22 protein-coding genes are annotated in these 24077 nt (G+C 66.5%); 17 read left to right on the plus strand and 5 right to left on the minus strand.

Going from position 1 to position 24077, the window contains the following annotated elements:
• Positions 1 to 92 precede the first annotated feature (92 nt).
• Both IRZ56_RS08365 and tadA read left to right on the plus strand, forming a co-directional pair.
• Complete coding sequence (locus IRZ56_RS08365; protein WP_196144524.1) at positions 93 to 1475, plus strand: multicopper oxidase family protein; 1383 nt, start codon at positions 93 to 95, stop codon at positions 1473 to 1475.
• The gene (tadA, locus tag IRZ56_RS08370) at positions 1475 to 1954 is read left to right on the plus strand and encodes a tRNA adenosine(34) deaminase TadA (protein ID WP_196144525.1); all 480 of its coding nucleotides are present in this window, start codon (positions 1475 to 1477) and stop codon (positions 1952 to 1954) included. Before IRZ56_RS08365 ends, tadA begins: the two co-directional genes overlap by 1 nt.
• Before the next feature lie 369 nt (positions 1955 to 2323).
• Here the strand turns inward: tadA and mltF are convergent, their stop codons facing one another.
• Complete coding sequence (gene mltF, locus IRZ56_RS08375; RefSeq protein WP_196144602.1) at positions 2324 to 3781, minus strand: membrane-bound lytic murein transglycosylase MltF; 1458 nt, start codon at positions 3779 to 3781, stop codon at positions 2324 to 2326.
• Positions 3782 to 4126: 345 nt separating this feature from the next.
• Here mltF and purL point away from each other — a divergent pair, with 345 nt between their 5' ends.
• Positions 4127 to 8026: a phosphoribosylformylglycinamidine synthase gene (gene purL, locus IRZ56_RS08380; RefSeq protein WP_196144526.1), complete on the plus strand. Its 3900-nt coding sequence runs from the start codon at positions 4127 to 4129 to the stop codon at positions 8024 to 8026.
• A 3-nt stretch (positions 8027 to 8029) separates the two neighbouring features.
• Positions 8030 to 8341, plus strand: coding sequence for a divalent cation tolerance protein CutA (gene cutA, locus IRZ56_RS08385; protein WP_196144527.1), 312 nt, complete (start codon positions 8030 to 8032; stop codon positions 8339 to 8341).
• A 118-nt stretch (positions 8342 to 8459) separates the two neighbouring features.
• On the opposite strand, the gene tatC is transcribed toward cutA, so the two are convergent.
• From tatC to tatA, 3 genes are read right to left on the minus strand one after another with little or no spacing between them, the layout of a single operon-like run.
• The gene (tatC, locus tag IRZ56_RS08390; protein ID WP_196144528.1) at positions 8460 to 9230 is read right to left on the minus strand and encodes a twin-arginine translocase subunit TatC; all 771 of its coding nucleotides are present in this window, start codon (positions 9228 to 9230) and stop codon (positions 8460 to 8462) included.
• Positions 9227 to 9505: a Sec-independent protein translocase protein TatB gene (gene tatB / locus IRZ56_RS08395; protein WP_196144529.1), complete on the minus strand. Its 279-nt coding sequence runs from the start codon at positions 9503 to 9505 to the stop codon at positions 9227 to 9229. The genes tatC and tatB overlap by 4 nt, the downstream gene beginning before the upstream one ends.
• On the minus strand, positions 9505 to 9735 hold the full coding sequence (gene tatA, locus IRZ56_RS08400) for a twin-arginine translocase TatA/TatE family subunit (protein ID WP_196144530.1): 231 nt from the start codon (positions 9733 to 9735) through the stop codon (positions 9505 to 9507). The genes tatB and tatA overlap by 1 nt, the downstream gene beginning before the upstream one ends.
• 142 nt (positions 9736 to 9877) lie before the next feature.
• Here tatA and gspK point away from each other — a divergent pair, with 142 nt between their 5' ends.
• Entirely contained in the window at positions 9878 to 10843 is a 966-nt protein-coding gene (gene gspK / locus IRZ56_RS08405) for a type II secretion system minor pseudopilin GspK (RefSeq protein ID WP_196144531.1), read from the plus strand.
• Between the two features lie 111 nt (positions 10844 to 10954).
• Here the strand turns inward: gspK and IRZ56_RS08410 are convergent, their stop codons facing one another.
• Positions 10955 to 13003, minus strand: coding sequence for a PhoX family protein (locus tag IRZ56_RS08410; protein WP_196144532.1), 2049 nt, complete (start codon positions 13001 to 13003; stop codon positions 10955 to 10957).
• 225 nt (positions 13004 to 13228) lie between these two features.
• On the opposite strand from IRZ56_RS08410, the gene IRZ56_RS08415 reads away from it, so the two are divergent.
• The 12 genes from IRZ56_RS08415 to IRZ56_RS08470 are packed head-to-tail and all read left to right on the plus strand — an operon-like array spanning position 13229 to position 23899.
• The gene (locus IRZ56_RS08415; protein WP_196144533.1) at positions 13229 to 14869 is read left to right on the plus strand and encodes a lipoprotein UxpA; all 1641 of its coding nucleotides are present in this window, start codon (positions 13229 to 13231) and stop codon (positions 14867 to 14869) included.
• Positions 14866 to 15291: a pilus assembly protein PilZ gene (locus IRZ56_RS08420; protein WP_196144534.1), complete on the plus strand. Its 426-nt coding sequence runs from the start codon at positions 14866 to 14868 to the stop codon at positions 15289 to 15291. The genes IRZ56_RS08415 and IRZ56_RS08420 overlap by 4 nt, the downstream gene beginning before the upstream one ends.
• Before the next feature lie 3 nt (positions 15292 to 15294).
• On the plus strand, positions 15295 to 17247 hold the full coding sequence (gene gspD / locus IRZ56_RS08425; RefSeq protein ID WP_196144535.1) for a type II secretion system secretin GspD: 1953 nt from the start codon (positions 15295 to 15297) through the stop codon (positions 17245 to 17247).
• Complete coding sequence (locus tag IRZ56_RS08430) at positions 17247 to 18695, plus strand: GspE/PulE family protein (RefSeq protein WP_196144536.1); 1449 nt, start codon at positions 17247 to 17249, stop codon at positions 18693 to 18695. The genes gspD and IRZ56_RS08430 overlap by 1 nt, the downstream gene beginning before the upstream one ends.
• Positions 18696 to 18697: 2 nt before the next feature.
• The gene (gene gspF, locus IRZ56_RS08435; RefSeq protein ID WP_196144537.1) at positions 18698 to 19900 is read left to right on the plus strand and encodes a type II secretion system inner membrane protein GspF; all 1203 of its coding nucleotides are present in this window, start codon (positions 18698 to 18700) and stop codon (positions 19898 to 19900) included.
• Between the two features lie 29 nt (positions 19901 to 19929).
• Positions 19930 to 20364 (plus strand): type II secretion system major pseudopilin GspG, encoded by a 435-nt coding sequence (gene gspG, locus IRZ56_RS08440; protein WP_196144538.1) that lies wholly within the window; start codon positions 19930 to 19932, stop codon positions 20362 to 20364.
• Positions 20365 to 20367: 3 nt separating this feature from the next.
• Positions 20368 to 20805 carry a type II secretion system minor pseudopilin GspH gene (gene gspH, locus IRZ56_RS08445; RefSeq protein ID WP_196144539.1) on the plus strand — a complete coding sequence of 146 codons (438 nt, stop codon included), beginning with the start codon at positions 20368 to 20370 and terminating at the stop codon, positions 20803 to 20805.
• Positions 20802 to 21170, plus strand: coding sequence for a type II secretion system protein GspI (locus IRZ56_RS08450; protein WP_196144540.1), 369 nt, complete (start codon positions 20802 to 20804; stop codon positions 21168 to 21170). The genes gspH and IRZ56_RS08450 overlap by 4 nt, the downstream gene beginning before the upstream one ends.
• Entirely contained in the window at positions 21167 to 21757 is a 591-nt protein-coding gene (locus IRZ56_RS08455) for a PulJ/GspJ family protein (protein ID WP_196144541.1), read from the plus strand. The genes IRZ56_RS08450 and IRZ56_RS08455 overlap by 4 nt, the downstream gene beginning before the upstream one ends.
• Positions 21754 to 22860, plus strand: a complete 1107-nt coding sequence (gene gspL / locus IRZ56_RS08460) for a type II secretion system protein GspL (RefSeq protein WP_196144542.1) — start codon at positions 21754 to 21756, stop codon at positions 22858 to 22860. The genes IRZ56_RS08455 and gspL overlap by 4 nt, the downstream gene beginning before the upstream one ends.
• Positions 22857 to 23243, plus strand: a complete 387-nt coding sequence (gene gspM / locus IRZ56_RS08465) for a type II secretion system protein GspM (protein ID WP_196144543.1) — start codon at positions 22857 to 22859, stop codon at positions 23241 to 23243. The genes gspL and gspM overlap by 4 nt, the downstream gene beginning before the upstream one ends.
• Positions 23240 to 23899, plus strand: coding sequence for a general secretion pathway protein GspN (locus IRZ56_RS08470; protein WP_196144544.1), 660 nt, complete (start codon positions 23240 to 23242; stop codon positions 23897 to 23899). The genes gspM and IRZ56_RS08470 overlap by 4 nt, the downstream gene beginning before the upstream one ends.
• Positions 23900 to 24077: the final 178 nt, after the last annotated feature.

A 24077-nucleotide genomic window follows, 5' to 3' on the forward strand; every position in this document is an offset into this window, starting at 1 on the left:
TAATCTTTCTCAATTGCAGGTGTATCGTATTCGCCCTTCATTGCCAGCCCTGCTGGCAGACTGATTGCACCGAGCACGAGGTACCCGCACCGATGTCCTTCACCCGTCGACAAATGCTCAAGGGGCTCACCGGCCTGGTTGTGGTTGGCCTGGGCGCTGGAGGGGCAGCGCGTTACTGGCTGGGTAAGGTCGAGGATGAGAATGCCGGGCACGACTACGAACTGATCGCTGCCCCTCTGGAGGTGGAGCTGGTGCCTGGCTTCAAGACCGAGGCCTGGGCTTTCGGTCCGTCGGCGCCGGGAACCGAGCTGCGGGTGCGCCAGGGCACCTGGCTGCGGGTGCGCTTCATCAACCGCCTGCCGGTGGAAACGACCATTCATTGGCACGGCATCCGCTTGCCGCTGGAAATGGACGGCGTGCCTTACGTGTCGCAGTTGCCGGTAAAGCCCGGCGAATACTTCGACTACAAGTTCCGTGTACCGGATGCAGGCAGCTATTGGTACCACCCGCATGTCAGCAGCTCCGAGGAGTTGGGGCGCGGCCTGGTTGGCCCGCTGATCGTCGAGGAGCGCGAACCCACGGGCTTTGAGCATGAGCGCACCCTGAGCCTGAAGAACTGGCATGTGGACGAGCAGGGCGCCTGGTTGCCATTCAGCATTCCCCGGGAAGCTGCGCGCAATGGCACGGCCGGCCGTTTGATCACCATCAATGGCCAGGCCGGCTCGGTCACCGAATTGCCTGCTGGCCAGGTGGTGCGGGTGCGCCTGCTGAACCTGGACAACACCTGGACCTACCGCATCAACCTCAAGGGCAACTGCGAAGCCAGGATCTACGCGCTCGATGGCAACCCGGTCACCCCACGGCCCCTGGACGAAGATTACTGGCTCGGCCCGGGCATGCGCATCTGCCTGGCTATTCGCATTCCACAGGCAGGCGAGGAAATCTCCCTGCGCGACGGCTTCGTGCGCCTGGGCACCCTGCGTTCGGTAGCCAGTAGCGAGGCACCCGGCGATTGGCCCGAGGCACTGCCGCCCAACCCCATCGCCGAGCCGGACCTGGAGAACGCCGAGAAACTCAACTTCAATTTCGAGTGGGCCGGCAAGGTTTCGGTGGGGACCGAGAGCGGTCGGCCGCCAAGCCTCTGGCAGATCAACGGCCAGGCCTGGGACATCACCGACAAGACCTGTGCGGACCGTCCGATCGCCACGCTGACCAAGGGCAAGAGCTACATTCTCGAACTGAAGAACATGACCCAGTACCAACACCCCATCCACTTGCATGGCATGAGCTTCAAGGTGATCGCCTCCAATCGACGCAAGATCGTCGAACCGTGGTTCACCGACACCTACCTGCTGGGCAAGAACGAACGGGCCCAGGTCGCGCTGGTGGCGGATAACCCCGGCACCTGGATGTTCCACTGCCACGTGATCGACCACATGGAAACCGGCCTGATGGCCGCGATCGCGGTGGTTTGATGCGCCCGCAGATCATCGACCGCAGCCGCGACCAGGAATTCATGCGCCTGGCCCTGGAGCTGGCTGCCCAGGGCGCGGCCATGGGCGAAGTACCGGTGGGGGCAGTGCTGGTGCAGCATGGCCAGGTGATCGGCCAGGGCTTCAATCGCCCGATCACCGACAGCGACCCCAGCGCTCATGCCGAAATGGTGGCTATCCGCGCTGCAGCCAAGGCTGCCAGCAACTACCGGCTGCCGGGCAGCACCCTCTACGTGACCCTGGAGCCGTGCAGCATGTGCGCGGGGTTGATCGTGCATTCGCGTATAGGCCGGGTGGTCTATGGTGCCTTGGAACCCAAGGCCGGCATCGTGCAGAGCCAGGGGCAGTTCTTTACCCAGAGCTTCCTGAACCATCGGGTGATGTTCGAGGGTGGGGTGTTGGCTGAAGAATGCGGGCAGATTCTCAGCGATTTCTTCAAGGCTCGGCGGGCCAAGGGGTAGGCCTGTTCTGGCCTCATCGCCGGCAAGCCGGCTCCTACAGGGTTAGCGCTAGTCGTAAGGATCGCGCCGCGCCTGTGGGAGATTCTATGGTTGTGGGCAAGCCGGCTCCCACTGGTGCAGCGCCAACCACACCCTGTGGGAGCGGGCTTGTCCCGCGATCAAGGGCGAAACCCTTGCTTGGCGGCGGTGATAGCGGGCCCGGCCCAATCGCGGGGCAAGCCCGCTCCCACAGGTTCCGTGTACGCTTGTTGCCATGGGATCCCTGTAAAAGATCACCCGGCCGTTTGGGCTGCGCTGTCGCGCAAAGCACAAACGGCCAGTGCTGACCCTCTGTGGGAGCCGGCTTGCCGGCGATAGGGCCGCAAAGGTTCACATCGGTGGCGACTGTTCTGCCGGTTTGTCCTTGTTGACCCCCGGCACATGCAGGTTGCCCTCGGCTACTTGGCCTTCGAGCTGCGGCTGGGTCACCCAGGTGAGGATGTCGTAGTAGCGGCGGATGTTGGCCACGAAGTGCACCGGCTCGCCGCCGCGGGCATAGCCGTAGCGGGTCTTGCGGTACCACTGTTTCTGCGACAGGCGCGGCAGCATTTTCTTCACGTCCAGCCACTTGTTCGGGTTCAGCCCTTCGCGCTTGGCCAGCATGCGGGCGTCCTCCAGGTGGCCACTGCCGACGTTGTAGGCGGCCAGGGCGAACCAGGTGCGGTCCGGCTCCTTGATGCTGTCGTCGAGCTGGCTCTTGACCAGCACGAAGTACTTGGCGCCGCCCTGGATGCTCTGCTTGGGGTCCAGTCGGTTGGACACTCCCATGGCCTGGGCGGTGCGCTGGGTCAGCATCATCAGGCCGCGCACGCCGGTCTTGGAGGTGACTTCCGGCTGCCACATCGATTCCTGGTAGCCGATCGCCGCCAGCAGGCGCCAGTCCACCTGTTCGACCTTGCTGGAGGCGCGGAAGTGCTTTTCATATTTGGGCAGGCGTTGCTGCAGGTGCTGGGCGAAGGTATACGCGCCAACGTAGCCGAGCACGTCGACATGGCCGTAGTAGCGCTCCTTCAGGCGTTGCAGGGTGCCGTTCTTCTGCGCCTTGTCGAGGAACTCGTTGACCTCGTTGAGCAGGCTGTTGTCCTCGCCGGGCGCCAGTGCCCAGCGCTGGTCACGGGAGTCGCCCAGGTCGAATGCCACGCGCACGTTGGGGAAGTAGACCTGGTTCATGGCCAGTTCGTTGGAGTCCACTAGGGTCAGGTCGATTTGCCCTTCATCGACCATGCGCAGGAGGTCGACGACCTCAACCGCGTCAGATTCTTCGTATTCGAGCGTAGGATTTTGCTTTTTCAGCTCGGCCAGCTGATCGGCATGGCTGCTGCCCTTGAGCACCATGATTTTTTTGCCGATGAGCCCCTTGACGTTGGTGGGGCGGGAACGGCCGTTACGGTAGATGACCTGCGGGGTGACTTCGAGGTACGGATGGGAGAACTTCGCCTGGGCGGTGCGCTTCTCGCTGCTGACAAGGCCTGCGGCGGCCAGCACCGGGCCTGAGGGCTTGCCCAGTTGGTCGAACAGTTCGTCGAGGCTGTCGGCCGTTTCGATTTCCAGCTTTACGCCGAGATCGTCGGCGAAACGCTTGACAAGTTCGTACTCGAAGCCAGTTTCGCCGTTGCGGTCCTGGAAGTAGGTGGCCGGGCTGTTGCGGGTAATTACGCGCAACACGCCATCCTCCTTGACGCGTTCTAGGGTGCTGGGTTTTTCAACACAGGCACCGAGCATCAGGAAGAGTCCGGTTGCGAAGAGCCATCTGGCGCAGCGCTGGCGCAAAGCAGTGTGGGCGAACATAGGTTGCAGTATACGCAAAGGACTGGTCCCGCCATATCTCGACAACGGTTAGCTTGTCTGGTAGCGCGTTCTGTGCTGCATGCGGCAGGGCGTTGAATGGCGGTAGGGCCGGCAGGGGTATGCCTTGGGGCTGTAGGGCGCCTGTGAGATCGAGCGCCGCCCGCGCGGCGCGATCTCACAGGCGCCACAGCCCCAAGGCATACCCTCGCCAACCTCTCGAATTTTTGACCCGAAAGTCCGGTTCCGCCGCCCGGCAGCCGTGGCTTAGAGCGGGTGCCGAAAGCGTACGAATTAGGCTAGAATGCACGGCCTCTAAGCACACCCCTTCCTGAGGCTGTCCCGACGATGTTGATCCTGCGCGGCGCTCCTGCCCTTTCTGCCTTCCGCCACGGTAAGTTACTCGAGCAACTGAGCCAGAAAGTCCCCGCTGTTACTGGTTTGTATGCCGAATTCGCCCACTTCGCCGATGTCGATGGCGAGCTGACCGCCGACCAGCAGCAGGTGCTGGGCCGTCTGCTCAAGTACGGCCCGAGCGTCCCGGTCCAGGAGCCGAGCGGCCGCCTGTTCCTGGTCGTGCCGCGCCTGGGCACCATTTCGCCCTGGGCCAGCAAGGCCAGCGATATCGCCCATAACTGCGGCCTGCAGAGCATCCAGCGCCTGGAGCGCGGCATCGCCTACTACGTCGCTGGCGAGTTGTCCGATGCCGATGCGGCCGCCATCGCCGCCGAGCTGCACGACCGCATGACCCAGCGTGTCCTGGGCCGCCTCGAAGATGCCGCCGACCTGTTCAGCCATGCCCAGCCCAAGCCGATGACCTCCGTGGACATCCTCGGCGGTGGCCGCGCCGCGCTGGCCCAGGCCAACATCGACCTGGGCCTGGCCCTGGCCGAAGATGAGATCGACTACCTGGTCAACGCCTTCCAGGGCCTTGCCCGCAACCCGAACGACATCGAACTGATGATGTTCGCCCAGGCCAACTCCGAGCACTGCCGCCACAAGATCTTCAACGCCAGTTGGGATATCGACGGCCAGGCTCAGGAAAAAAGCCTGTTCGGGATGATCAAGAACACCTACCAGATGCACAGCGAAGGCGTGCTGTCGGCTTACAAGGACAACGCCTCGGTCATCGTCGGCAACGTCGCCGGCCGCTTCTTCCCGAACCCTGAGACCCGCCAGTACGGCGCGGTGCAGGAGCCGGTGCACATCCTGATGAAGGTCGAGACCCACAACCACCCGACCGCCATCGCCCCGTTCTCCGGCGCCTCCACCGGCTCCGGCGGCGAGATCCGCGACGAAGGCGCCACCGGCCGTGGCGCCAAGCCCAAGGCCGGCCTCACCGGCTTCACCGTCTCCAACCTGCGCATCCCGGGCTTCGAACAGCCTTGGGAGCAGGCCTACGGCAAGCCGGGCCGCATCGTCGACGCCCTCGACATCATGGTCGAAGGCCCCCTGGGTGGCGCTGCGTTCAACAACGAATTCGGCCGCCCGGCCCTGACCGGCTACTTCCGTACCTTCGAACAGGCGATCAACACCCCGCGTGGCGAAGAAGTGCGCGGCTACCACAAGCCGATCATGCTCGCCGGCGGCATGGGCAACATCCGTGAAGACCATGTGCAGAAGGGCGAGATCACCGTCGGCGCCAAGCTGATCGTGCTCGGCGGCCCGGCCATGCTGATCGGCCTGGGCGGCGGCGCCGCCTCGTCGGTGGCCACTGGTGCCAGCTCCGCCGACCTGGACTTCGCCTCGGTGCAGCGCGAGAACCCGGAAATGGAGCGCCGTTGCCAGGAGGTCATCGACCGTTGCTGGCAGCTGGGCGACAAGAACCCGATCGCCTTCATCCATGACGTGGGTGCCGGTGGTATCTCCAACGCCTTCCCCGAACTGGTCAACGACGGTGGCCGCGGTGGCCGCTTCGAGCTGCGCAACGTGCCCAACGACGAGCCGGGCATGGCCCCGCACGAGATCTGGAGCAACGAGTCGCAGGAGCGCTACGTGCTGGCGGTCAGTGCCGAGGACTTCGAGCGCTTCAAGGCCATCTGCGAGCGCGAGCGTTGCCCGTTCGCCGTGGTCGGCGAAGCCACCGAGGAAAAACACCTCACCGTCACCGACAGCCACTTCGACAACACCCCGGTCGACATGCCGCTGGACGTGCTGCTGGGCAAGCCGCCGCGCATGCACCGCTCGGTCACCCGCGAAGCCGAGCTGGGCGATGACTTCGACCCGAGCGCGCTGGACCTGGACCAGGCCGTCGAACGCGTCCTGCGTCACCCGGCCGTGGCCAGCAAGAGCTTCCTGATCACCATCGGCGACCGCACCATCACCGGCCTGGTCGCCCGCGACCAGATGGTCGGCCCGTGGCAGGTACCGGTGGCCGACTGCGCCGTCACCGCCACCAGCTTCGACGTCTACACCGGCGAAGCCATGGCCATGGGTGAGCGCACCCCGCTGGCCTTGCTCGACGCCCCGGCCTCCGGGCGCATGGCCATCGGCGAGGTACTCACCAACCTTGCCGGCGCCCGCATCGAGAAGCTCTCCGACATCAAGCTGTCGGCCAACTGGATGTCCGCTGCCGGCCACCCGGGTGAAGACGCTCGCCTGTACGACACCGTCAAGGCCGTCGGCATGGAGCTGTGCCCGGAACTGGGCCTGACCATTCCGGTGGGCAAGGACTCCATGTCGATGAAGACCCAGTGGAGCGAGGAGGGTGTGCAGAAGAGCGTCACCGCACCGATGTCGCTGATCGTCAGCGGCTTCGCCCCGGTGGTCGACATTCGCGGCACTCTGACCCCGCAGCTGCGCATGGACAAGGGCGAGACCGACTTGATCCTGGTCGACCTGGGCCGTGGCCAGAACCGCATGGGCGCCTCGATCCTGGCCCAGACCTACGGCAAGATCGGTGCCCAGGCGCCGGACGTCGACGACGCCGAAGACCTCAAGGCCTTCTTCGCCGTGATCCAGGGCCTGAACGCCGATGGCCACCTGCTGGCCTACCACGACCGTTCCGACGGCGGCCTGCTGACCACCGTGCTGGAAATGGCCTTCGCCGGCCACTGTGGCCTCGACCTGCACCTTGACCCGCTGACCGACAGCCGTGCCGACGTGCCGGCCATCCTGTTCAACGAAGAACTGGGTGCTGTCATCCAGGTGCGCCAGGACGCCACTCCGGACGTGCTGGCGCAATTCAGCGCCGCCGGCCTCGGCGAGGAATGCGTCGCGGTGATTGGCAAGCCGGTCAACAACGGCGAAGTGTCCATCAGCCTGAACGGCGACGTGCTGTTCGACGATCAGCGCCGTCTGCTGCAGCGCCAGTGGGCCGAGACCAGCTACCAGATCCAGCGCCTGCGTGACAACGCTGACTGCGCCGACCAGGAGTTCGACGTCCTGCTGGAGGAAGAGAACCCAGGCCTGTCGGTCAAGCTGGGCTTCGACGTCAACGACGACATCGCCGCGCCGTACATCAAGAAGGGCGTGCGCCCGCAAGTGGCGATCCTGCGCGAGCAGGGCGTCAACGGCCAGGTCGAGATGGCGGCTGCCTTCGACCGCGCAGGCTTTGCTGCCATTGACGTGCACATGAGCGATATCCTCGCCGGCCGTGTCGACTTCGAAGCGTTCAAAGGCCTGGTGGCCTGCGGTGGCTTCTCCTACGGTGACGTGCTGGGTGCCGGTGAGGGCTGGGCCAAGTCGGCACTGTTCAACACTCGTGCCCGCGACACCTTCCAGGCATTCTTCGAGCGCAACGACAGCTTCGCCCTGGGCGTGTGCAACGGTTGCCAGATGATGTCCAACCTGCACGAGCTGATCCCTGGCACCGAGTACTGGCCGCACTTCGTGCGCAACCGCTCGGAGCAGTTCGAGGCGCGCGTGGCCATGGTCGAGGTGCAGAAGTCCAACTCGATCTTCCTGCAGGGCATGGCCGGTTCGCACATGCCGATCGCCATCGCCCACGGTGAAGGCCATGCCGAATTCGCCAGCGAAGAGGCACTGCTGGAAGCCGACCTGTCCGGTTGCGTGGCCCTGCGCTTCGTCGACAACCATGGCAAGGTCACCGAGGCCTACCCGGCCAACCCGAACGGCTCGCCGCGTGGTATCACCGGCCTGACCAGCCGCGACGGCCGCGTGACCATCATGATGCCGCACCCTGAGCGTGTGTTCCGTGCCGTGCAGAACTCCTGGCGCCCGGATGAGTGGCAGGAAGACGGCGCCTGGATGCGCATGTTCCGCAATGCGCGGGTCTGGGTGAACTAAGGGGTGTACAAGCTCGCCTTCTTCGTGCCGCCGAGCCACGTGGACGTGGTCAAGGCCGCCGTGTTCGCCGCCGGTGGCGGCCGCATCGGCGACTATGACCACTGCGCCTGGCAAACACTCGGCCAGGGCCAGTTCCGCCCGTTGGACGGCAGCCAGCCGTTCCTCGGGCAGGCCGGTCAGGTCGAGCAGGTGCAAGAGTGGAAGGTGGAGCTGGTGGTGGCCGACGATCTGATCGCTCAGGTCGTCGCCGCACTCAAGCAGAGCCACCCGTACGAGACGCCGGCCTACGAGGTCTGGCGCCTCGCCGAGTTCTAGACCACATCGGTCCCTGTAGGAGCGGGCTTGTCCCGCGATCGGCAGCGCAGCAGCCGCTCACCGAGCCCTGTCTGTGTCCTGTGGCCGATTCTACGACTGCTGCGCAGCCAGCCCGCGTCTATAGACGCAGGTCTTGCACTGCTGGATCGTGCCCACCCTCAGGCCGCCGCAACCCCGCACAGGCCAGCAACCCCACCTCGAACAGCAGCCACATCGGCACCGCCAGCATGGTCTGTGAAAACACGTCCGGCGGCGTCAGGATCATCCCCACCACGAAGCACCCGACGATCACGTAGGGCCGGCTGCGGCGCAGAGTGGCCACATCGGCAAGCCCTGCCCAGACCACGATGAAGGTCGCCACCGGGATCTCGAACGCCAGGCCGAACGCCAGGAACAGCGCCATGATGAAATCCAGGTACTGGCTGATGTCGGTCATCATCGCCACCCCTTCCGGGGTAACGCTGGCAAAGAACCCGAACATCATCGGAAACACCAGGAAGAATGCGAATGCCATGCCGGCATAGAACAGCAGAATGCTCGACGCCAGCAAGGGTAGGGCGATGCGCCGCTCCCGGCGGTACAGGCCCGGCGCGATGAACCCCCAGGCCTGGTGCAGCAGCACCGGCATGGCGACGAACAGCGCGCACATGGCCGTCAGCTTGAACGGTGTCAGGAACGGCGAGGTGACGCTGGTGGCGATCATGCTGGCGCCTTGCGGCAGGAAGCGGCGCAAGGGTTCGGAGATCAAGGTGTAGAGCGTCTGGGCGAAGGGAAACAGGGCGGCGAACACCACGGCCACCACCAGCAGGCTGCGCACCAGGCGCTTGCGCACCTCGCGCAGGTGCTCGGTCAAAGGCATGCGCGCCTCGTGTTCCATGGCAGTGCTCATGCGCCGTGCTCCTTGGCTGGGGTGGTGGCCGCGGGCTGGGCCTCGAGGCTCACGCCCTGGCGGATCTGCTGTTCCAGACGCTGCAGGGGCTGGCTGTCCAGTGCCGGCAGGTCGATTTCCCGTTCCACCTGCGCCCGTAGTGCCTGCATGGCCCGTCGCGCCTGGCCGAGCCCGCGCCCGACGGTACGCGCCGCCACGGGCAGGCGCTCTGGGCCGAGAACCAGCAGGGCGACGATGCCCACCAGCAGCAGTTCGGTGAAGCCTACCTCGAACATCAGGCCTGACGGTCCGCTTGAGGCTGCTGGGCGGCCTGGCCGGTCAGCGGGGCCTGTTGCTGTACCTGGGCGTTGGCCGGGTCTGTTTCCGGGCTGGTGCCCATGGACTTGCGAAAGCCCTGGATCGCGTCGCCCACATCGCTGCCCAGGCCCTTGAGCCGCTTGGTGCCGAACAGCAGGAATACGATCAACAGCACGATCACCAACTGCCAGATTCCGATGCCACCCATGGCGACCACTCCTGTAAGGTCATGAAAAGGAACGACAATCCTGCCTGCCTTAGATGACGAGCACATGAACGTTGGCGCTGCCATCTGCGTGAAACACGCGCCGTGTTGACTGGCGCTTTTGGCAGGCGCAGGGATGGGCAGGATGGGCGGTAGGCAACAGCGCGGGGCAGCATTGCTGATGGTATTGGTGGCGCTGGCGATGCTCGCCGGTGGCCTGGCCTGGCTGGTGGAAGACGGCCGTCACCAAGTGGAAGACGTGCGGCTGTTGCAACAGCGGGTGCAAGTGCGGGCGATGGAGCAGGCCGGCCTGGCCTATGCCAGCCAGGCCCTGCGCGACCCGGCATGGCGGGCCAGCCCGTTGTTCTGGCAGGCCTTGCGCGGGCAGCCGCTGGACTACGACTTCGGTGCCGGCACGGCACGCTTGCGGGTGCGCGACCAGCACACCTGCTTCAACGTCAACGCCCTGCTCGGCGAGGATGGCGAACGTGCCGAGCGCCAGCTGCGCTACCTGCTGGGCGATGACATGGCGGCCGAGCGGCTGGTGCAGGCTTTGGCCGACTGGCTCGATGCCGACAGCGATGCTCGCCTGCAGGGGGCCGAAAGCGCCCAGTACCTACGTCAACGGCCACCACGGCTGGCAGCCAACCAGCCGATGCTGGACATGAGCGAGCTGAACCTGTTGCTCGAGCCGGACGCCGGCCGCCAGGCGCGCTACCCGATGCTCTGCGCCTTGCCCGAGACCCGTGGTTGGCGCTTGAACGCCAACGCCCTGGGGTTGGAGCACCTGCCATTGCTCGATGCCATCTATGAGGGCCGTTTTCCCCGTTCGCTGCTCAGCCGTATTGTCAGCGGCAGGCCGGCGTCGGGTTATGTGGATGCCACGGCGCTGCGCCAGGCGTTGGGGGCGGTGGACGACGAGACCTTCGAACGGCTGAGCGAGGGGTTGCTGCTCAACAGTGGGTACTTCCTGTTGCAGCTGTCATTCGAACAGGACGGGCGCACCCTGCGCAGCGAGTTCCAGGTGCAGGCACAGGGGGTGGTGCAATGGCATGCGAGGGTGCCGGCGCAGCAGGTGCGGGTGAGCAGTCGCGAGCCGGTGCCCTGGTAGGGGGATTGGGGTTTTACTGACGGGCGCTATCGCGGGACAAGCCCGCTCCCACAGGATGGCGTAGAGCCTGTGGGAGCGGGCTTGTCCCGCGATTGGGGCGGCGCAGGTCGGTCAGACCGTACCGATCTCCCCGCCATCGTTCCGCTGGATCACCACCGTCGAAGCCCGTGGCCGCACCGTGGTGCCTGCCGGGGTCACGTCGGTCGCCTTGTCGGTCGACGGCCAGTTCTCCGGGTGCTGGATGTTGACGAACAATGTCTTGTTGTCCGGCGTGAAAGCGATACCGGTCACCTCGCACCCGTTCGGGCCGACGAAGAAGCGGCGCAGGTCCACTTGGTTCTTGGCATTGACCGGTACCTGCTTGCCGTTGGCGTCCACCAGGTCGGTCGGGATGACCGCCAGCAACTGGTCGTTGGTATAGCTGGTCACGCTCTTTTCGCCGTTGTCGGTCTCGAACCACAGCACGCCCCGGCTATCGAAGCTCATACCGTCGGGGCTGGCGAACTGGTTCAATTCGGTGAGGCCGGAGCGGTTGATGTCCGCAGTGCCGTCGGCATTGGCGCCGAACACGAAGATGTCCCAGGTGAAGCTCAGGTGATCGTCGCTGTCGTGCCAGCGGATGATGTGGCCATGACGGTTCGGCCCGCGTGGGTTGGCGGCATCCACCTTGTCCGGTGTGCGTGCGCTGTTGTTGGTCAGGGTCAGGTAGACATCGCCGTTGAGTGGGTTGACCGCAGTCCACTCCGGGCGGTCCATCGGCGTGGCGCCGACGGCGTCACCGGCACCGCGGGTGTTGAGGATGATGCCGGGCAGGTCGCCGTACAGCGCACCCAGGGTGCTGCCGCCGGTGGTTGGGGTGGCCACGTCGAGCAGCAGCCACTTGCCGGTGCCGTCGGCATTGAAGCGCGCCACGTAGAGCTTGCCCTTGTCCATGTACTTGGCACCGGTCGCCAGGCGGTCGGACGGGTTGGCATCGGCTTCGCTCCATACGGTGTCGGAGACGAACTTGTACAGGTACTCGTTGTTCGAGTCGTCGCCCATGTACCAGACCAGGGGCTTGCCGGCCACCGGCAGGCCCGGGCAGCAGCCTTCGTGACGGAAGCGCCCCAGGGCGGTGCGCTTGGTCGCGAGGGTCGCGCTGTTGTATGGGTCGATCTCGACGATATAGCCGTAGGTGCTGGCTTCGTTACGGTAGTCGTCAGTGGCGCTGGCGCCGCTCGGGGTGATGTCGAAGCGGGCGAATTCGCCGTTCACCTCGGTGCTGTCACCGGCCGCGCTTTCCCACTTGTACTGGCCGTTGGCGGTAGCGACGCCGATACGCACCTGGTCCTCTGGCCGGGTGGCCTTGTTCACGAAGATGCCTGGCCAGTTCTCTTCGCAGGTCAGGTAGGTGCCCCACGGGGTGTAGCCGTTGCCGCAGTTGTTGTTGGTGCCGCGGCACTGGGTACCGGTGGGCGAGAACTTGGTCTTGACGTGGTCGGTGCCACGCAACGGGCCTGCGATGTCCATCAGCGAGGCGGTGGTGAAGCGGCGGTTGAGCGGGTCGTTGTCCACCACCTGCCAGCGGCCGTTGACCTTGCTCAGGCGCACCACGCCGGCGCCGTGAGCGTTGATTTCCTTGCGTACTTCCTCGACCGGGCGCTTGCCGTCCAGGTCGGTGGTCGGGCCGCTGGGGTGCAGGGCTGCGGCGTCGATGTACTCGAAGTTGATCGCCAGCAAGCCATCGTCGGAGCGGCCGTCGATGGGGAAGAAATGCATGCCGTCATGGTGCATGCCCATGGCATTGGCCTGGTCGGTCGAGGTGTTGCTGCCGTCGGCCTTCCACGGGTTGGCGTTGCGGTTCAGCGGCGTGCCCCAGGGTGCCAGGACATAGGCGCTGTAGCCTGCGGCGACCACGCAGGCGTCGGTGCGCGAGCCTGGAATGGACTGGAAGCCCAACTTGAGTTTCGGCTTTTCCGGCTCGGGCGGGGTGGCATCGTCGTGGTCGGAGCCGCCGCCGTCGAAGCAGCCTGTCAGACCGGTACCGGCGATCATGGCGATCGCTGCGCCAAGGCTGCCGCGCATCACGCTGCGACGGCTCAGGTAGGCGTCCATGACGCTGGCCATTGGCAGGTTGCCGCTTGGGTTGCGGTCCAGGTTGTCGCCGGTATCTCGACTCATCAGGGTGTCCTTAGGTTGGCTGAGTTGAAGGAAACCGCGACTGTAGAGCGCAAAGATGATGATTGGTTGGCAGAAATGTTAACGACTTTTTAAAACAAGCCGTTCTTAACGACGCGTTACAAAGATTTTTTTGGAATCGTTGTCGGATATCTGCCATCAAACTGTCATCCAGGCGCCGCAATATCCGGGACCCAACAAGGGAGGCGGGCGAGGATGGCGGGGTCGATGGCAAGCAGTGTAGGCAGACGGGAAGTCATCAGCTGGATGGGCGTCGGCGCGCTGGCACCCTTGCTTGGCGCCTGTTCCACATTCCCGGGGCGGGGCAGTGACACCCCAGCGGTGGACCTGCTTTACCTCGCCGATACCCTCGATACACGTCAGCCCGGCCAGCCCGTGGTGCCGGCGACCCGGTTGGGGCCGGTCAGCCACCTGGGGCGTGCGCCCTGGATGACCGGAGCCAGTGCCCTGGCGTTCGACCCCGCGCTTGCCCCCTTGCTCGATGCCACCCAGGCCGGCAATGCCCGCCTGGGTGGCTATGCAGTACTGGCGGCCTTGTTGGAAGACCTGCGTGGCGAGGCGGGGGTCAACAACAGCCTGACCCTGGAGAACGGCCAGTGCTGGAATGGCAGCGGCCTGGCCTACCTGACCCAGGGCGACAGCGGTGTGCAGGGCAGCCAGTTGCTGGGCAGCGAAGTGCGGGTCAGCAGCGATGAGCGGGTGCTCTGGCCGCAGCGTTGCGCCGGCCTGTATCGTCAGGCACTGGCCACCACCCTCGGGGCCGGCCTTGCAGACAGCCAGGCCAAGGCACTCGGCCTCGACGGCATGCGAGTGTTCCAACGGGGCGGGGCGCGCATTGCCGTGGTCGGGGTGACCGACCCCTATGCCCAGGACCAGAAAGCCTCCCTTAAACAGTGGTACCAATCACTGTTGCCAATCTTCCAGCAGGCACGCCGTGAAGCCGACCTGGTGGTGGCCTTGGCGGATGTCGGCACCGGCCCTGGCCTGTGGCTGGCCGAGCGGGTGCCTGAACTCGATGTGCTGCTCTGCGCCCGGGGCCAGGACTTTTGGCCCGCGCCGGTAGATGTCACCCAAGCCAGCGGGCGGCGCGTGCCGGTGCTGTTCGCCGGCTGCCGCGCCAGTGGCGCATTCCGCTTGCGTTGCCAGTATGTGGGCGGCCAGTGGCGATTCTCGGCGCAATTCTTCCCCGCGTTCGAGCACCAGCTTGGCCCGGTTGCCCAGGGCCGTGCCCACCAGTTGCGTACGCAGTTGCACTTGCAGCGCGCCGGGCATGCCGCCTGGCTCGACCAGCCCTTGGCCAGGGCCCCGGAAGCCCTTTGGCGCCGCGACACCCTCGGCGGCAGCTGGGACCGCTTGCTGCACCAGGCATTGGCCGACGGCAGCAGTGTCCCGGTGCTGCTGCCAGGGCTGCGCTACGACGCACCGCTGGGCGCCGGTGAGTTCATCACCCGTGAGCAGCTGATCGCATTGTCTGGCGGCTACCCAGCGCCGGTGGTCGAGGCCCCGGCGCGACAGGTCGAGCAGGTACTGGAGAACGCCGCCGAACAATTGTTCGGCGACCCACTGCTGCTGGACAACAGCCAGGACCTGCCCCGGTGGCAGGGCCAGGCCTGGCGCCTGAGCTACAGCCCCCAGGGCAAGCGGGTCGCTGGCCTCGAGCCCGTCGAAGGGCTGTGCCGCACCTTTGGCCTGCAGTTCGACGCCAAGGCCGGCGAGCCGTTGTGGCAGAAAATCGAGGCCTGGCTGCTGCGCCAGCGCCCCGACTGGCAGCTGGACAGGCTGCAACGGCCGGACGTGCGCTATGTGCAGGGCCACCCTGGCTGGCATCCCCGACAGGTGGCGTCGTGACCTCGCGCGGCCGCCTGTTCGGCGCAGCGCTGCTCACCCTGGCCGGCTGGCTCGCTGCCCAGTGCGTGCTGCAGCTCAGCCAACCCTTGCAACCGGCCCATGCACCCGACCGCCGCGACGCGCTGTTGCCCGGCTTGATGGTCGGCCACTGGCAGCCCGCGCTCGATGACGGCGCCATTCCCTTGACCCGCTTGCCCCTGCGCTACCTGGGTGGCCTCAAGGCGCAGCCGCTGTCGGCCACGGTGGTGGTGCTGCGTTTCGGCGAACAGGTACGCACGCTCGGTCGTGGCCAGCGGCTGGCGCCAGGCATCGTGCTGCAGGACATCGATGCCGATGGCCTGATTTTCGACAACCAGGGGCGGCGCGAACGCCTGCCCTGGCCGCCACGGCCCGCCGTGACCGGCTTCAAGCGGCAAGGATGAGCGATGTTTGCAAGATACTGTGTGGCCGTGATGCTGAGCCTGGGCCTTGCGCTGGCCTGGGCCGAGGAGCCCGAGGAGATCGATGAGAACGGCACGCCGTTGTACGAAGTGAACTTCGTCGACACCGACCTTGGCGAGTTCATCGACAGCGTGTCGCGCATCACCGGCACCAGCTTCATCGTCGACCCGCGGGTCAAGGGCAAGGTCACCGTGCGTACCGTCGATCGCCATGATGCCGAGGCCATCTACGACATCTTCCTGGCCCAGTTGCGTGCCCAGGGCTTTGCTGCCGTCGACCTGCCCAATGGCAGCGTGAAGATTGTCCCCGACCAGGCCGCGCGCCTGGAACCGGTGCCGGTGGAGGCCGCGGGCAGGCAGAGCGAAGGCAGTGATGGCGTGGCCACCCGGGTGTTCAATGTGCGCAATGCCGCCAGCGAACAGATGCTCGGTATCCTCAAGCCGCTGATCGACCCTCGGGTCGGCGTCATCACCCCGTACCCGGCCGCCAACCTGCTGGTGGTGACCGACTGGCGCAGCAACCTCGAGCGCATCGACAGCCTGCTGCGCCAGCTTGACCAAGTCAGCGAAGAGCCCCTGCAGATGATGCCCCTGCGCCATGCCAGCGCCGCTGATACCGCCCAGCTGGTAACCCGCCTGCTGGCTCGCGAGCAGGGTGCCGACGGCGCCCAGGTGGTGGCCGACCCGCGCAGCAATGCATTGTTGGTGCGCGGCAGTGCCGACAGCCGTGAGCGCGTGCGCGCCCTGCTGGCCCAGCTCGACCGGCCCAGCGACAGCCTGCACAGCAGCAACACCCAGGTGATCTACCTGCGCCACGCCAACGCCAGCGAGGTGGTCAAGGTTTTGCGCGGCCTCAGCCAGAGCGGCGCAGTACCCGCCGAAGGCGAAGGGCAGGGCAAGGAGACGCCAGTGGCGATGGCCAGCGACTCGGGTATTCGCCTGGAATATGAAGAAGGCACCAACGCCGTGGTGATGGTCGGGCCGGACAGCGAGTTGGCCGCCTACCGTAATATCGTCGAGCAGTTGGACATCCGCCGCGCCCAGGTGGTGGTCGAGGCGATCATCGCCGAGGTCAGCGACAGCCAGGCCCAGGAGTTGGGCGTGCAATGGCTGTTCGCTGACGAGAAGTTCGGTGCCGGTATCGTCAACTTCGGCAGCAACGGGGTGAACATTGCCAATGTCGCCGGGGCGGCCGCCAGTGGCGACAACGAGAAACTCGGCAAGCTACTCTCAGCCACCACCGGTGCCACCGTCGGCATCGGCCATATCGGCGGCGGCTTCAACTTCGCCATGCTGATCAATGCGCTTAAGGGCAAGAGCGGCTTCAACCTGTTGTCGACGCCCACCCTGCTGACCCTGGACAACGCCGAGGCGTCGATCCTGGTCGGCCAGGAGGTGCCCTTCGTCACAGGCTCCGTGACTCAGAACAACGCCAACCCCTACCAGACCATCGAGCGCAAGGAAGTGGGGGTCAAGCTGCGCATCAAGCCGCAGGTGAACATCGACAACAGCGTGCGCCTGGACATTGTCCAGGAGGTCTCGTCGATCGCCGATTCCAGTGCCGCCAGCGACGTCATCACCAACAAGCGCGAGATCAAGACCAAGGTGATGGTGGAGGACAACGGCCTGGTGATCCTCGGTGGCCTGATCAGCGACGAGCTGAGCACCAGCGACCAGCGTGTCCCGTTGCTGGGCGACATCCCGGGGCTGGGCCGGCTGTTCCGCTCGGACACCAGCAAGAACACCAAGCAGAACCTGATGGTGTTCATCCGTCCACGCATTCTGCGCGATGGCCAGAGCCTGGCGGGCCTGAGCCAGGAAAAATACCGCAGCCTGCAGCAGGGCACGCCGCTGCAACTGCCGGAGCTGGCCGAGGGCTCGCAGTTGCTGAAGGCATTCCCCTCCAGCCGTGCCCGCCTGGAAGGCGGGGACTGGTGATGCTGCCGTATCGCCTGGCCCGCCAGGCCGGCCTGGCCATGGCGCCCAGCGCCGAGGGCTGGCAGCTGTGGCTGCGCGAGGATGCCGACAGCGACCAACTGCAGGAGCTGCTGCGCGTGCATGGCCGGCCGGAGACCTGCCAATGCCTGGACCGGGCTGCCTTCGACGAGCGCCTTGGCCTGTTGTACCAAGCGGGCGAATCGGCCACCGAGGCGTTGATCGAAGGGATCGGTGAACAGGTCGACCTGGCCGGGCTGATGAGCGAGATGCCACGCATCGAGGATTTGCTCGAAAGCGATGACGAAGCGCCGGTGATTCGTCTGATCAACGGCCTGTTCGGCCAGGCCTTGCGCCAGCGCGCCTCGGATATCCATATCGAGACTTTCGAGCAGACCCTGGTGGTGCGCCTGCGCATCGATGGCCACCTGCGCGAGGTGCTGCGTCCGCCACGGGCGCTGTCGGCCATGCTGGTATCGCGGATCAAGGTCATGGCACGTCTGGACATCGCCGAGAAGCGCCAGCCCCAGGATGGGCGCATCACCCTGCGCGCCGCCGGGCGCGAGGTGGACGTACGGGTCTCGACGTTGCCGGGCATCCATGGCGAGCGGGTGGTGATGCGTGTGCTGGACAAGCAGACCAGCCTGCTGGCACTGGACAACCTGGGCATGACCGAGGCCGTGCTGCACGGCTTGCGCAGTTGCCTGGCCCGCCCCAATGGCATCGTGCTCTCCACCGGCCCTACCGGCTCGGGCAAGACCACCACGCTCTACGCCTGCCTGAACAGCCTCAACGACGGCAGCCGCAACATCCTCACCGTCGAAGACCCAGTGGAATACGCCATCGCCGGCATCGGCCAGACGGCCATCAACCCACGTGCGGGGTTGACCTTCGCCAGCGGCCTGCGCGCCATCCTGCGCCAGGACCCGGACGTGATCATGCTCGGCGAGATTCGCGACCGGGAAACCGCACAGATTGCCGTGCAGGCCAGCCTCACCGGGCACCTGGTGCTCTCGACCCTGCACACCAACAGCGCCGTGGGCGCGGTGACGCGCCTGCGCGACATGGGCGTCGAGCCGTTCCTCATCGCCTCCAGCCTGCGCGGGGTGCTGGCCCAGCGCCTGGTGCGGCGGCTGTGCGCGTGTGCCGTGGCGCACCCGCTGCAGGCGGCCGAGCGGCGCTTGTGGCCGGAGCTTGCGAACTTGGCCGAGACCTATCACCCGGTCGGTTGCGAGCACTGCCAGGGCACTGGCTATGTGGGGCGTCTGGGCCTGTATGAGTTCATCGAGCTGGACGCGGGCTTGGTGGCGCTGCTGTATGACGGTGCCAGCGAGGTGACCATGCAGGGCTACCTCGCCGACCGGCGACAGAGCCTGGTGGGCATGGCCAGCGACTGCCTGGCCCGCGGCCAGACCAGCCTGGCCGAGGTGTTGCGCGTGGTGCAGGGCTGAGCATGCCGACTTACCGATACCAGGCGGTCGACATGGCCGGGCGGACCCACAAGGCCAGCGTGCAGGCCGACACCGAGCGCCACGCCCGGCAACTGTTGCGCGAGCAGGGCCTGTTCGCCCGCCAGTTGCAACGCCAGGACCCAGGTGAGGCCCAGCCCCGCCGCCAACGCCTGAGCCGCTCGCAACTGTGCGAGCTGACCCGTCAGCTGGCCACCTTGACCGGTGCCGGTATTCCCCTGGTCGATGCCCTGGCGACTCTGGAGCGGCAACTGCGCCAGCCTGCGTTGCACGCGGTGCTGGTCGCTGTGCGCGGCTCGTTGGCCGAGGGCCTGGGGCTGGCGCGCAGCCTGGCCCGCCAGGGTGCTCCCTTTACCGGCCTGTACTGCGCCCTGGTCGAAGCCGGTGAGCGCTCCGGGCGCCTGGCCCAGGTGCTGGCGCGCCTGGCCGATCACCTGGAGCAGGTACAGCGCCAACAGCACAAGGCCCGCACGGCGCTGATCTATCCCAGCGTACTGATGGGTGTGTCGCTGGCGGTGGTGATTGGCCTGATGACGTTCGTGGTCCCCAAGCTCACCGAGCAGTTCGCCCATTCCGGGCAGAGCCTGCCCCTGGTCACCTCGCTGCTGATCGGCCTCAGCCAGGGGCTGGTCACGGCAGGCCCGTGGTTGTTGGGCTTGGCGATCCTGTCGACGTTGCTGTGCAGTTGGCTGCTGCGCAAAGCCCACTGGCGTTTGCGTCGCGACGACCTGCTGCTGCGCCTGCCGCGTATCGGCGCGCTGCTGCAGGTACTGGAAAGCGCACGTCTGGCGCGCAGCCTGGCGATCCTCTGCGGCAGCGGCGTGGCCTTGCTCGAAGCCTTGCAGGTGGCCACCGAGACGGTCGGCAACCGGCGCATCCGCCAGGCCATGGAACAGGTGCGCACCCAGGTCGAAGGCGGCACCAGCCTGCATCGGGCCCTGGATGCCAGCGGCCAGTTCCCGCCCCTGTTGGTGAACATGGTCGGCAGCGGCGAGGCCAGCGGCACCCTGGCCGACATGCTCGAGCGCGTGGCCGATGACCAGGAGCGCGGCTTCGCCCGCCAGGTGGACACGGCCATGGCGCTCTTCGAACCCCTGATGATCCTGGTGATGGGCGGCGTGGTGCTGTTCATCGTGCTGGCGGTGCTGTTGCCGATCATGCAGCTCAACCAGGGCCTGCAACTATGAAAACCTGCAATGTGAAAAGGAGCAGCGACATGCAGTATCGACGCCCCCGCCAGCGTGGCTTCACCCTCATGGAAATCATGGTGGTCATCTTCATCATCGGCCTGCTCATCGCCGTGGTCGCCCCCAGCGTGCTGGGTAACCAGGACAAGGCCATGCGGCAGAAGGTCATGGCCGACTTGGCGACTCTGGAGCAGGCCCTGGACATGTACCGCCTGGACAACCTGCGCTTCCCCAGCAGCGAACAGGGCCTGGCGGCGCTGGTGAAAAAACCGTCCCAGGAGCCGTTGCCCCGCGCTTGGCGCAGCGACGGTTATATCCGCCGCCTGCCGGAAGACCCTTGGGGTACGCCCTACCAGTATCGCCTGCCCGGTGAACACGGCCGGGTCGATGTCTATTCCCTGGGCGCCGATGGCGTGCCGGGCGGCGAGGGCCTGGATGCCGACCTGGGCAACTGGGAACTCTGACCTGTGACCGGCCAACGCGGCTTCAGCCTGCTCGAGTTGCTGGTGGTGTTGGCCATCGCCGGGCTGATGACCGGGCTCGGCGTGGCCTGGCTCGACAGCGGCAAGGCCGGTGCCGACCAAGCGTTGGCGCGTCTGGCCGCGGAAATCCGCAGCCAGTCCGCCCTGGCTCGGCACGCGGGCCAGTTACGCGGCCTGCGTTGGAACGGCCAGCGCCCGGAGTTCGTTCGGCGGGAGCCGACAGGCTGGGTGGCCGAGCCAACCCGCCTGGGCGACTGGCCCACCGCGCTGCGCCCGGACTGGCCCGCGAGCCAGGCGCCGCAGCTGGTGTTCACCCCGGAGGGGTGGGCCCGGCCGGGCAGCCTGACCTGGCGCTGGGCCGAAGGCCGCGAGCGTTGGGAGTGGGGGCGTGATGGCCGGCTGCGCAGGGGCCAGGGCTCATGAAAGTACACCAGCGCGGGTTCACCTTGCTCGAAGTGTGTGTCGCCCTGGCGATCGCCGCGGTGCTGGCGGTGATCACCAGCCAGGTATTGCGTCAGCGCCTGGCCGTGCAGGAAGGCGTGCAACAGCACCGCCTCGGCCTGCTCTGCGCGCGCGAGCTGCAGGCGCGTTTTACCGTGGAGCGCTACTGGCCACCGTCCAACCAGAACAGCGGCGTGCTGCACCAGGGCGGGCAGGCCTGTCACTGGCAGTTGCAACTGCGTGGTACAGGCGTGCGCGACTTGCGTCGTGGCGAGTTGCGCCTGTTCGCCGACGTCGACCAACGCCTGCCGCTGGGGCAGTACAGTCTTTTCCTGGAGCGCCCGTGAAAGCTCGCCAGGTGGGCATGACCCTGATCGAACTGATGGTGGCGCTGGCCTTGACCGCCGTACTCGGCGTCATGCTCGCGGCGCTGGTGAATGGCTGGCTCAAGGTGCGCGAACGCCTCGGCACCTCTGTCGAAGCAGACCGCGTCCTGGAGTTCTGCCTGGCCCTGGAGCGGCGCTTCGACAGCCCAGTGCTGCGCCGGGTGTATGAACAACGCCTGCCCCTGGCAACGCGCTGGCTCGATTGGCAGCCGCAGCGCAACACGTTGCTCTGGGTGGCTGCAACCGGCTGGCCGCAGGCCGAGGGCGGGTCGCGCCTGCAGCGCCAGCGGCTGCGCTTCGATGCCCAGGGCCAGCGCTTGCTGCTGGAAAGCTCGGCAGACCTGTACGCCGTGGGCGAGCCGCAATGGGTGCTGCGTGAACAACTGCAGCGGGTGAACGCCATGCACATTCTCTATTACCAGGAGGGCCGTTGGCTGGCCTGGCCGTCCGATCAACCGGTGCACCCTGGCCGTGGCGTGCGCCTGCATCTGCAGCGTGATGGAGCACCGTATGCCTGCACCTTCGTATTGCCCTGGGGGCGTTCATGAAGCTTGAGTGGCGACGAGCCGCGCCGGCCCGACCCTGGCTTCTGCTGCGCCCCGGCCAGGGCGACGCCCCTTGGGAGTGGTTGCGGGTGGGCGGCGACGCGCTGCTGCGCCAGGGCCAGGGCGAGCCCCCGGCCGAGGCGCACACCCGGGTGGCCCTCGTGCTGCCGGGGGAGGCGTGCAGTCATTTCCAGGTGCCTGCCCCTGTTGGGCTCAAGCGCGAGGAGTGGCCGCTGCTGCTGGAAGACCAGTTGCTGCAGGAGAGCGAAGCGTTGGCTTGCGCCAGCCTTGCCCGGCAGGCGGGGCAGGTACGTCTGGTGGCCGTGGCGCGCCGGCAGCTCGAGGCTTGGCACGCTCAATGTGCAGCCTGGGGATTGCAGGTCGAGCGTTGTTGGGCGGAGTTCCAACTGTTGCCGGCGCCACCGACGGGCACTGCCTGGCAATGGTGCAAGCCGACGGACGTCAGTCTGCTCAGGGGCCTGGCCGAGGATGGCCGGGAGCATTGGTTGGCTTGGCCGCACGTCTTGGGCGAGGCCCCGCGTTCGCCTTGGGCTGGCCTGCAGGTGCACGCCATGGAGGGCCCCTGGCCGACGCAAGTTGCCGACCTCGACGTGCTGCCCGGGCTGTTCGCCCAACGGCGTACGTCAAACTGGAGCAAGCCCCAATTGCCACGCCTGCACCTACGCCTGATGGCAGCCTGCCTGCTGTTGTGCTCGCTGTGGGCTGGGCTATGGGGGCATCAGCAATGGCGCCAGGCGCAGCTTTGGCAGGCGCAAGTGCAAGCCGTCGTGGGCCGCCAGGCTTCGCCACGCCAGGCCGCCCAGGCGCTCAAGCGCCTGCAGGGGGCCGACACGGAACGGCAGTTGCGCCTGCGCCAGCTCGAGGATCTGCAAACCCGCCTGCAGGCTTGGCTGCGCGAGCAACCCCGCTGGCACCTTCAGGCTGTGCGCTTCGATGGCCGGCGCTGGCACCTGCGGCTGGACGGCGACGGCGCCGCGCCACCCTGGGACGCGATGGCCGCGGCCGCAGGTGCGCGCGTCGAGGTGCAGGGCGATGGGCAGGCGGGGCAATGGCAAGTGGTATTCGACCTAGGGGGCGCAACATGAACCTGGATGGCGTGCAACGCTACCGCATGGTCCTGGCCTGGAGCCTGATTGCATCGTTGCTGGCCTTCCTGGCCGTGCGCGAAGGCTTGGTCCTGTGGCGCGAGACGAGCCAGTGGCAAGCCTTGGCTGTCACGGCAGCAGAGCTGCGCAACGGACCGACGCTGAGCCTGGAGCGCCTGCGTCAGTCGGCTCAGGCACGGGGGATCGACCTTCAGGATGTGCAAGCCGACGACGAGGCCTGGCGGCTGCATGGCCTGGTCGCTGACGAGCAGGTGCTGCAAGGGTGGCTGCAGGCCGTGCAGATCGATGGCGCCCAGCCCTTGCAATGGGGCCTGGAGCGGGAGCCCAAGGGCCTGCGCTTCGAACTGTGGTTGCGGCCATGACACGGCGTGGCTGGGTATGGCTGGTGGGGGTGTTTTGCCTGACAGTGCTGGTCGAGTTACCTGCCGGTTGGGTCCTGCGAGGCCTGGCCCTGCCGGTGGCCGGTGTGTCTGGCAGCCTGTGGCGGGGTGAGGCCCGGCAGCTGGGCGAGGTCGGCCCGGTGCGCTGGCATTGGCGGCCCTGGCATCGCGAGATCGAGGCAGGCCTGGCGTTCCAGGGGCAAGGCTGGCGCGTTCGCCTGGCCGGTTGGCCATGGCAATGGCAGGCCGAGCTTGAGGCGCTGGGCCCGCAGGCCAGTGTTGCGTCGGCTTATCGTTTGGCGGGGCAATGGCAAGGCCTGGTACGCCTGCAGGGTAATGGCTCGCGATGCCACCAAGCCCAGGGGCGCCTTGCGGTTGAGGACCTGGCCCTGGCTGCGCCTTGGTCGCTGGGGCTGGGGCAGGGTAGTTTGGAAGTGGAGTGTGATCAGGGTTGGCGGGTGCTTGGGCGCTTGGCGCTGGCTGGGCAGCACAGCGCTGAACTGAAGGCAGACCTGCTGGGGCGCCAGGCCCAGGTCGATCTGCACGTGCAGCAGGGCGCTGCCGTGACGCCGCTGCTGCGCGGTGCCCGCTGGCTGGGGCCTGAGGCGACTCGGGTGCAGCGGTTGGTCAAGTGGTAATTGGGACGCCGCGCGCGGCGGTGTCTTTGAAAACAGCGCAGGGCAGGTGGGAGTCGGCTTGCCGGCGATGGGGCAATCGCGGGACAAGCCCGCTCTCATAGAACAACGCATAACTATTTGAGTTTGCAGGTCCTTTGTGGGAGCGGGCTTGTCCCGCGATCAAGGGCGAAGCCCTTGC

It is taken from the genome of Pseudomonas guariconensis (assembly GCF_015680235.1).
Lineage (GTDB): Bacteria > Pseudomonadota > Gammaproteobacteria > Pseudomonadales > Pseudomonadaceae > Aquipseudomonas > Aquipseudomonas guariconensis_A.

Bases quoted from the DNA above. Each gene is read 5' to 3' on its own strand.
- gspD (WP_196144535.1), top strand. From the start codon at position 15,295: ATGTTTGCAAGATACTGTGTGGCCGTGATGCTGAGCCTGGGCCTTGCG.
- gspK (WP_196144531.1), top strand. From the start codon at position 9,878: ATGGGCGGTAGGCAACAGCGCGGGGCAGCATTGCTGATGGTATTGGTG.
- tadA (WP_196144525.1), top strand. From the start codon at position 1,475: ATGCGCCCGCAGATCATCGACCGCAGCCGCGACCAGGAATTCATGCGC.
- gspM (WP_196144543.1), top strand. From the start codon at position 22,857: ATGAACCTGGATGGCGTGCAACGCTACCGCATGGTCCTGGCCTGGAGC.
- purL (WP_196144526.1), top strand. From the start codon at position 4,127: ATGTTGATCCTGCGCGGCGCTCCTGCCCTTTCTGCCTTCCGCCACGGT.
- gspL (WP_196144542.1), top strand. From the start codon at position 21,754: ATGAAGCTTGAGTGGCGACGAGCCGCGCCGGCCCGACCCTGGCTTCTG.
- IRZ56_RS08410 (WP_196144532.1), bottom strand. From the start codon at position 13,003: ATGAGTCGAGATACCGGCGACAACCTGGACCGCAACCCAAGCGGCAAC.
- tatC (WP_196144528.1), bottom strand. From the start codon at position 9,230: ATGAGCACTGCCATGGAACACGAGGCGCGCATGCCTTTGACCGAGCAC.
- IRZ56_RS08365 (WP_196144524.1), top strand. From the start codon at position 93: ATGTCCTTCACCCGTCGACAAATGCTCAAGGGGCTCACCGGCCTGGTT.
- tatA (WP_196144530.1), bottom strand. From the start codon at position 9,735: ATGGGTGGCATCGGAATCTGGCAGTTGGTGATCGTGCTGTTGATCGTA.
- IRZ56_RS08415 (WP_196144533.1), top strand. From the start codon at position 13,229: ATGGCAAGCAGTGTAGGCAGACGGGAAGTCATCAGCTGGATGGGCGTC.
- gspF (WP_196144537.1), top strand. From the start codon at position 18,698: ATGCCGACTTACCGATACCAGGCGGTCGACATGGCCGGGCGGACCCAC.
- tatB (WP_196144529.1), bottom strand. From the start codon at position 9,505: ATGTTCGAGGTAGGCTTCACCGAACTGCTGCTGGTGGGCATCGTCGCC.
- IRZ56_RS08450 (WP_196144540.1), top strand. From the start codon at position 20,802: ATGAAAGTACACCAGCGCGGGTTCACCTTGCTCGAAGTGTGTGTCGCC.
- mltF (WP_196144602.1), bottom strand. From the start codon at position 3,781: ATGTTCGCCCACACTGCTTTGCGCCAGCGCTGCGCCAGATGGCTCTTC.
- IRZ56_RS08470 (WP_196144544.1), top strand. From the start codon at position 23,240: ATGACACGGCGTGGCTGGGTATGGCTGGTGGGGGTGTTTTGCCTGACA.
- IRZ56_RS08430 (WP_196144536.1), top strand. From the start codon at position 17,247: ATGCTGCCGTATCGCCTGGCCCGCCAGGCCGGCCTGGCCATGGCGCCC.
- gspG (WP_196144538.1), top strand. From the start codon at position 19,930: ATGCAGTATCGACGCCCCCGCCAGCGTGGCTTCACCCTCATGGAAATC.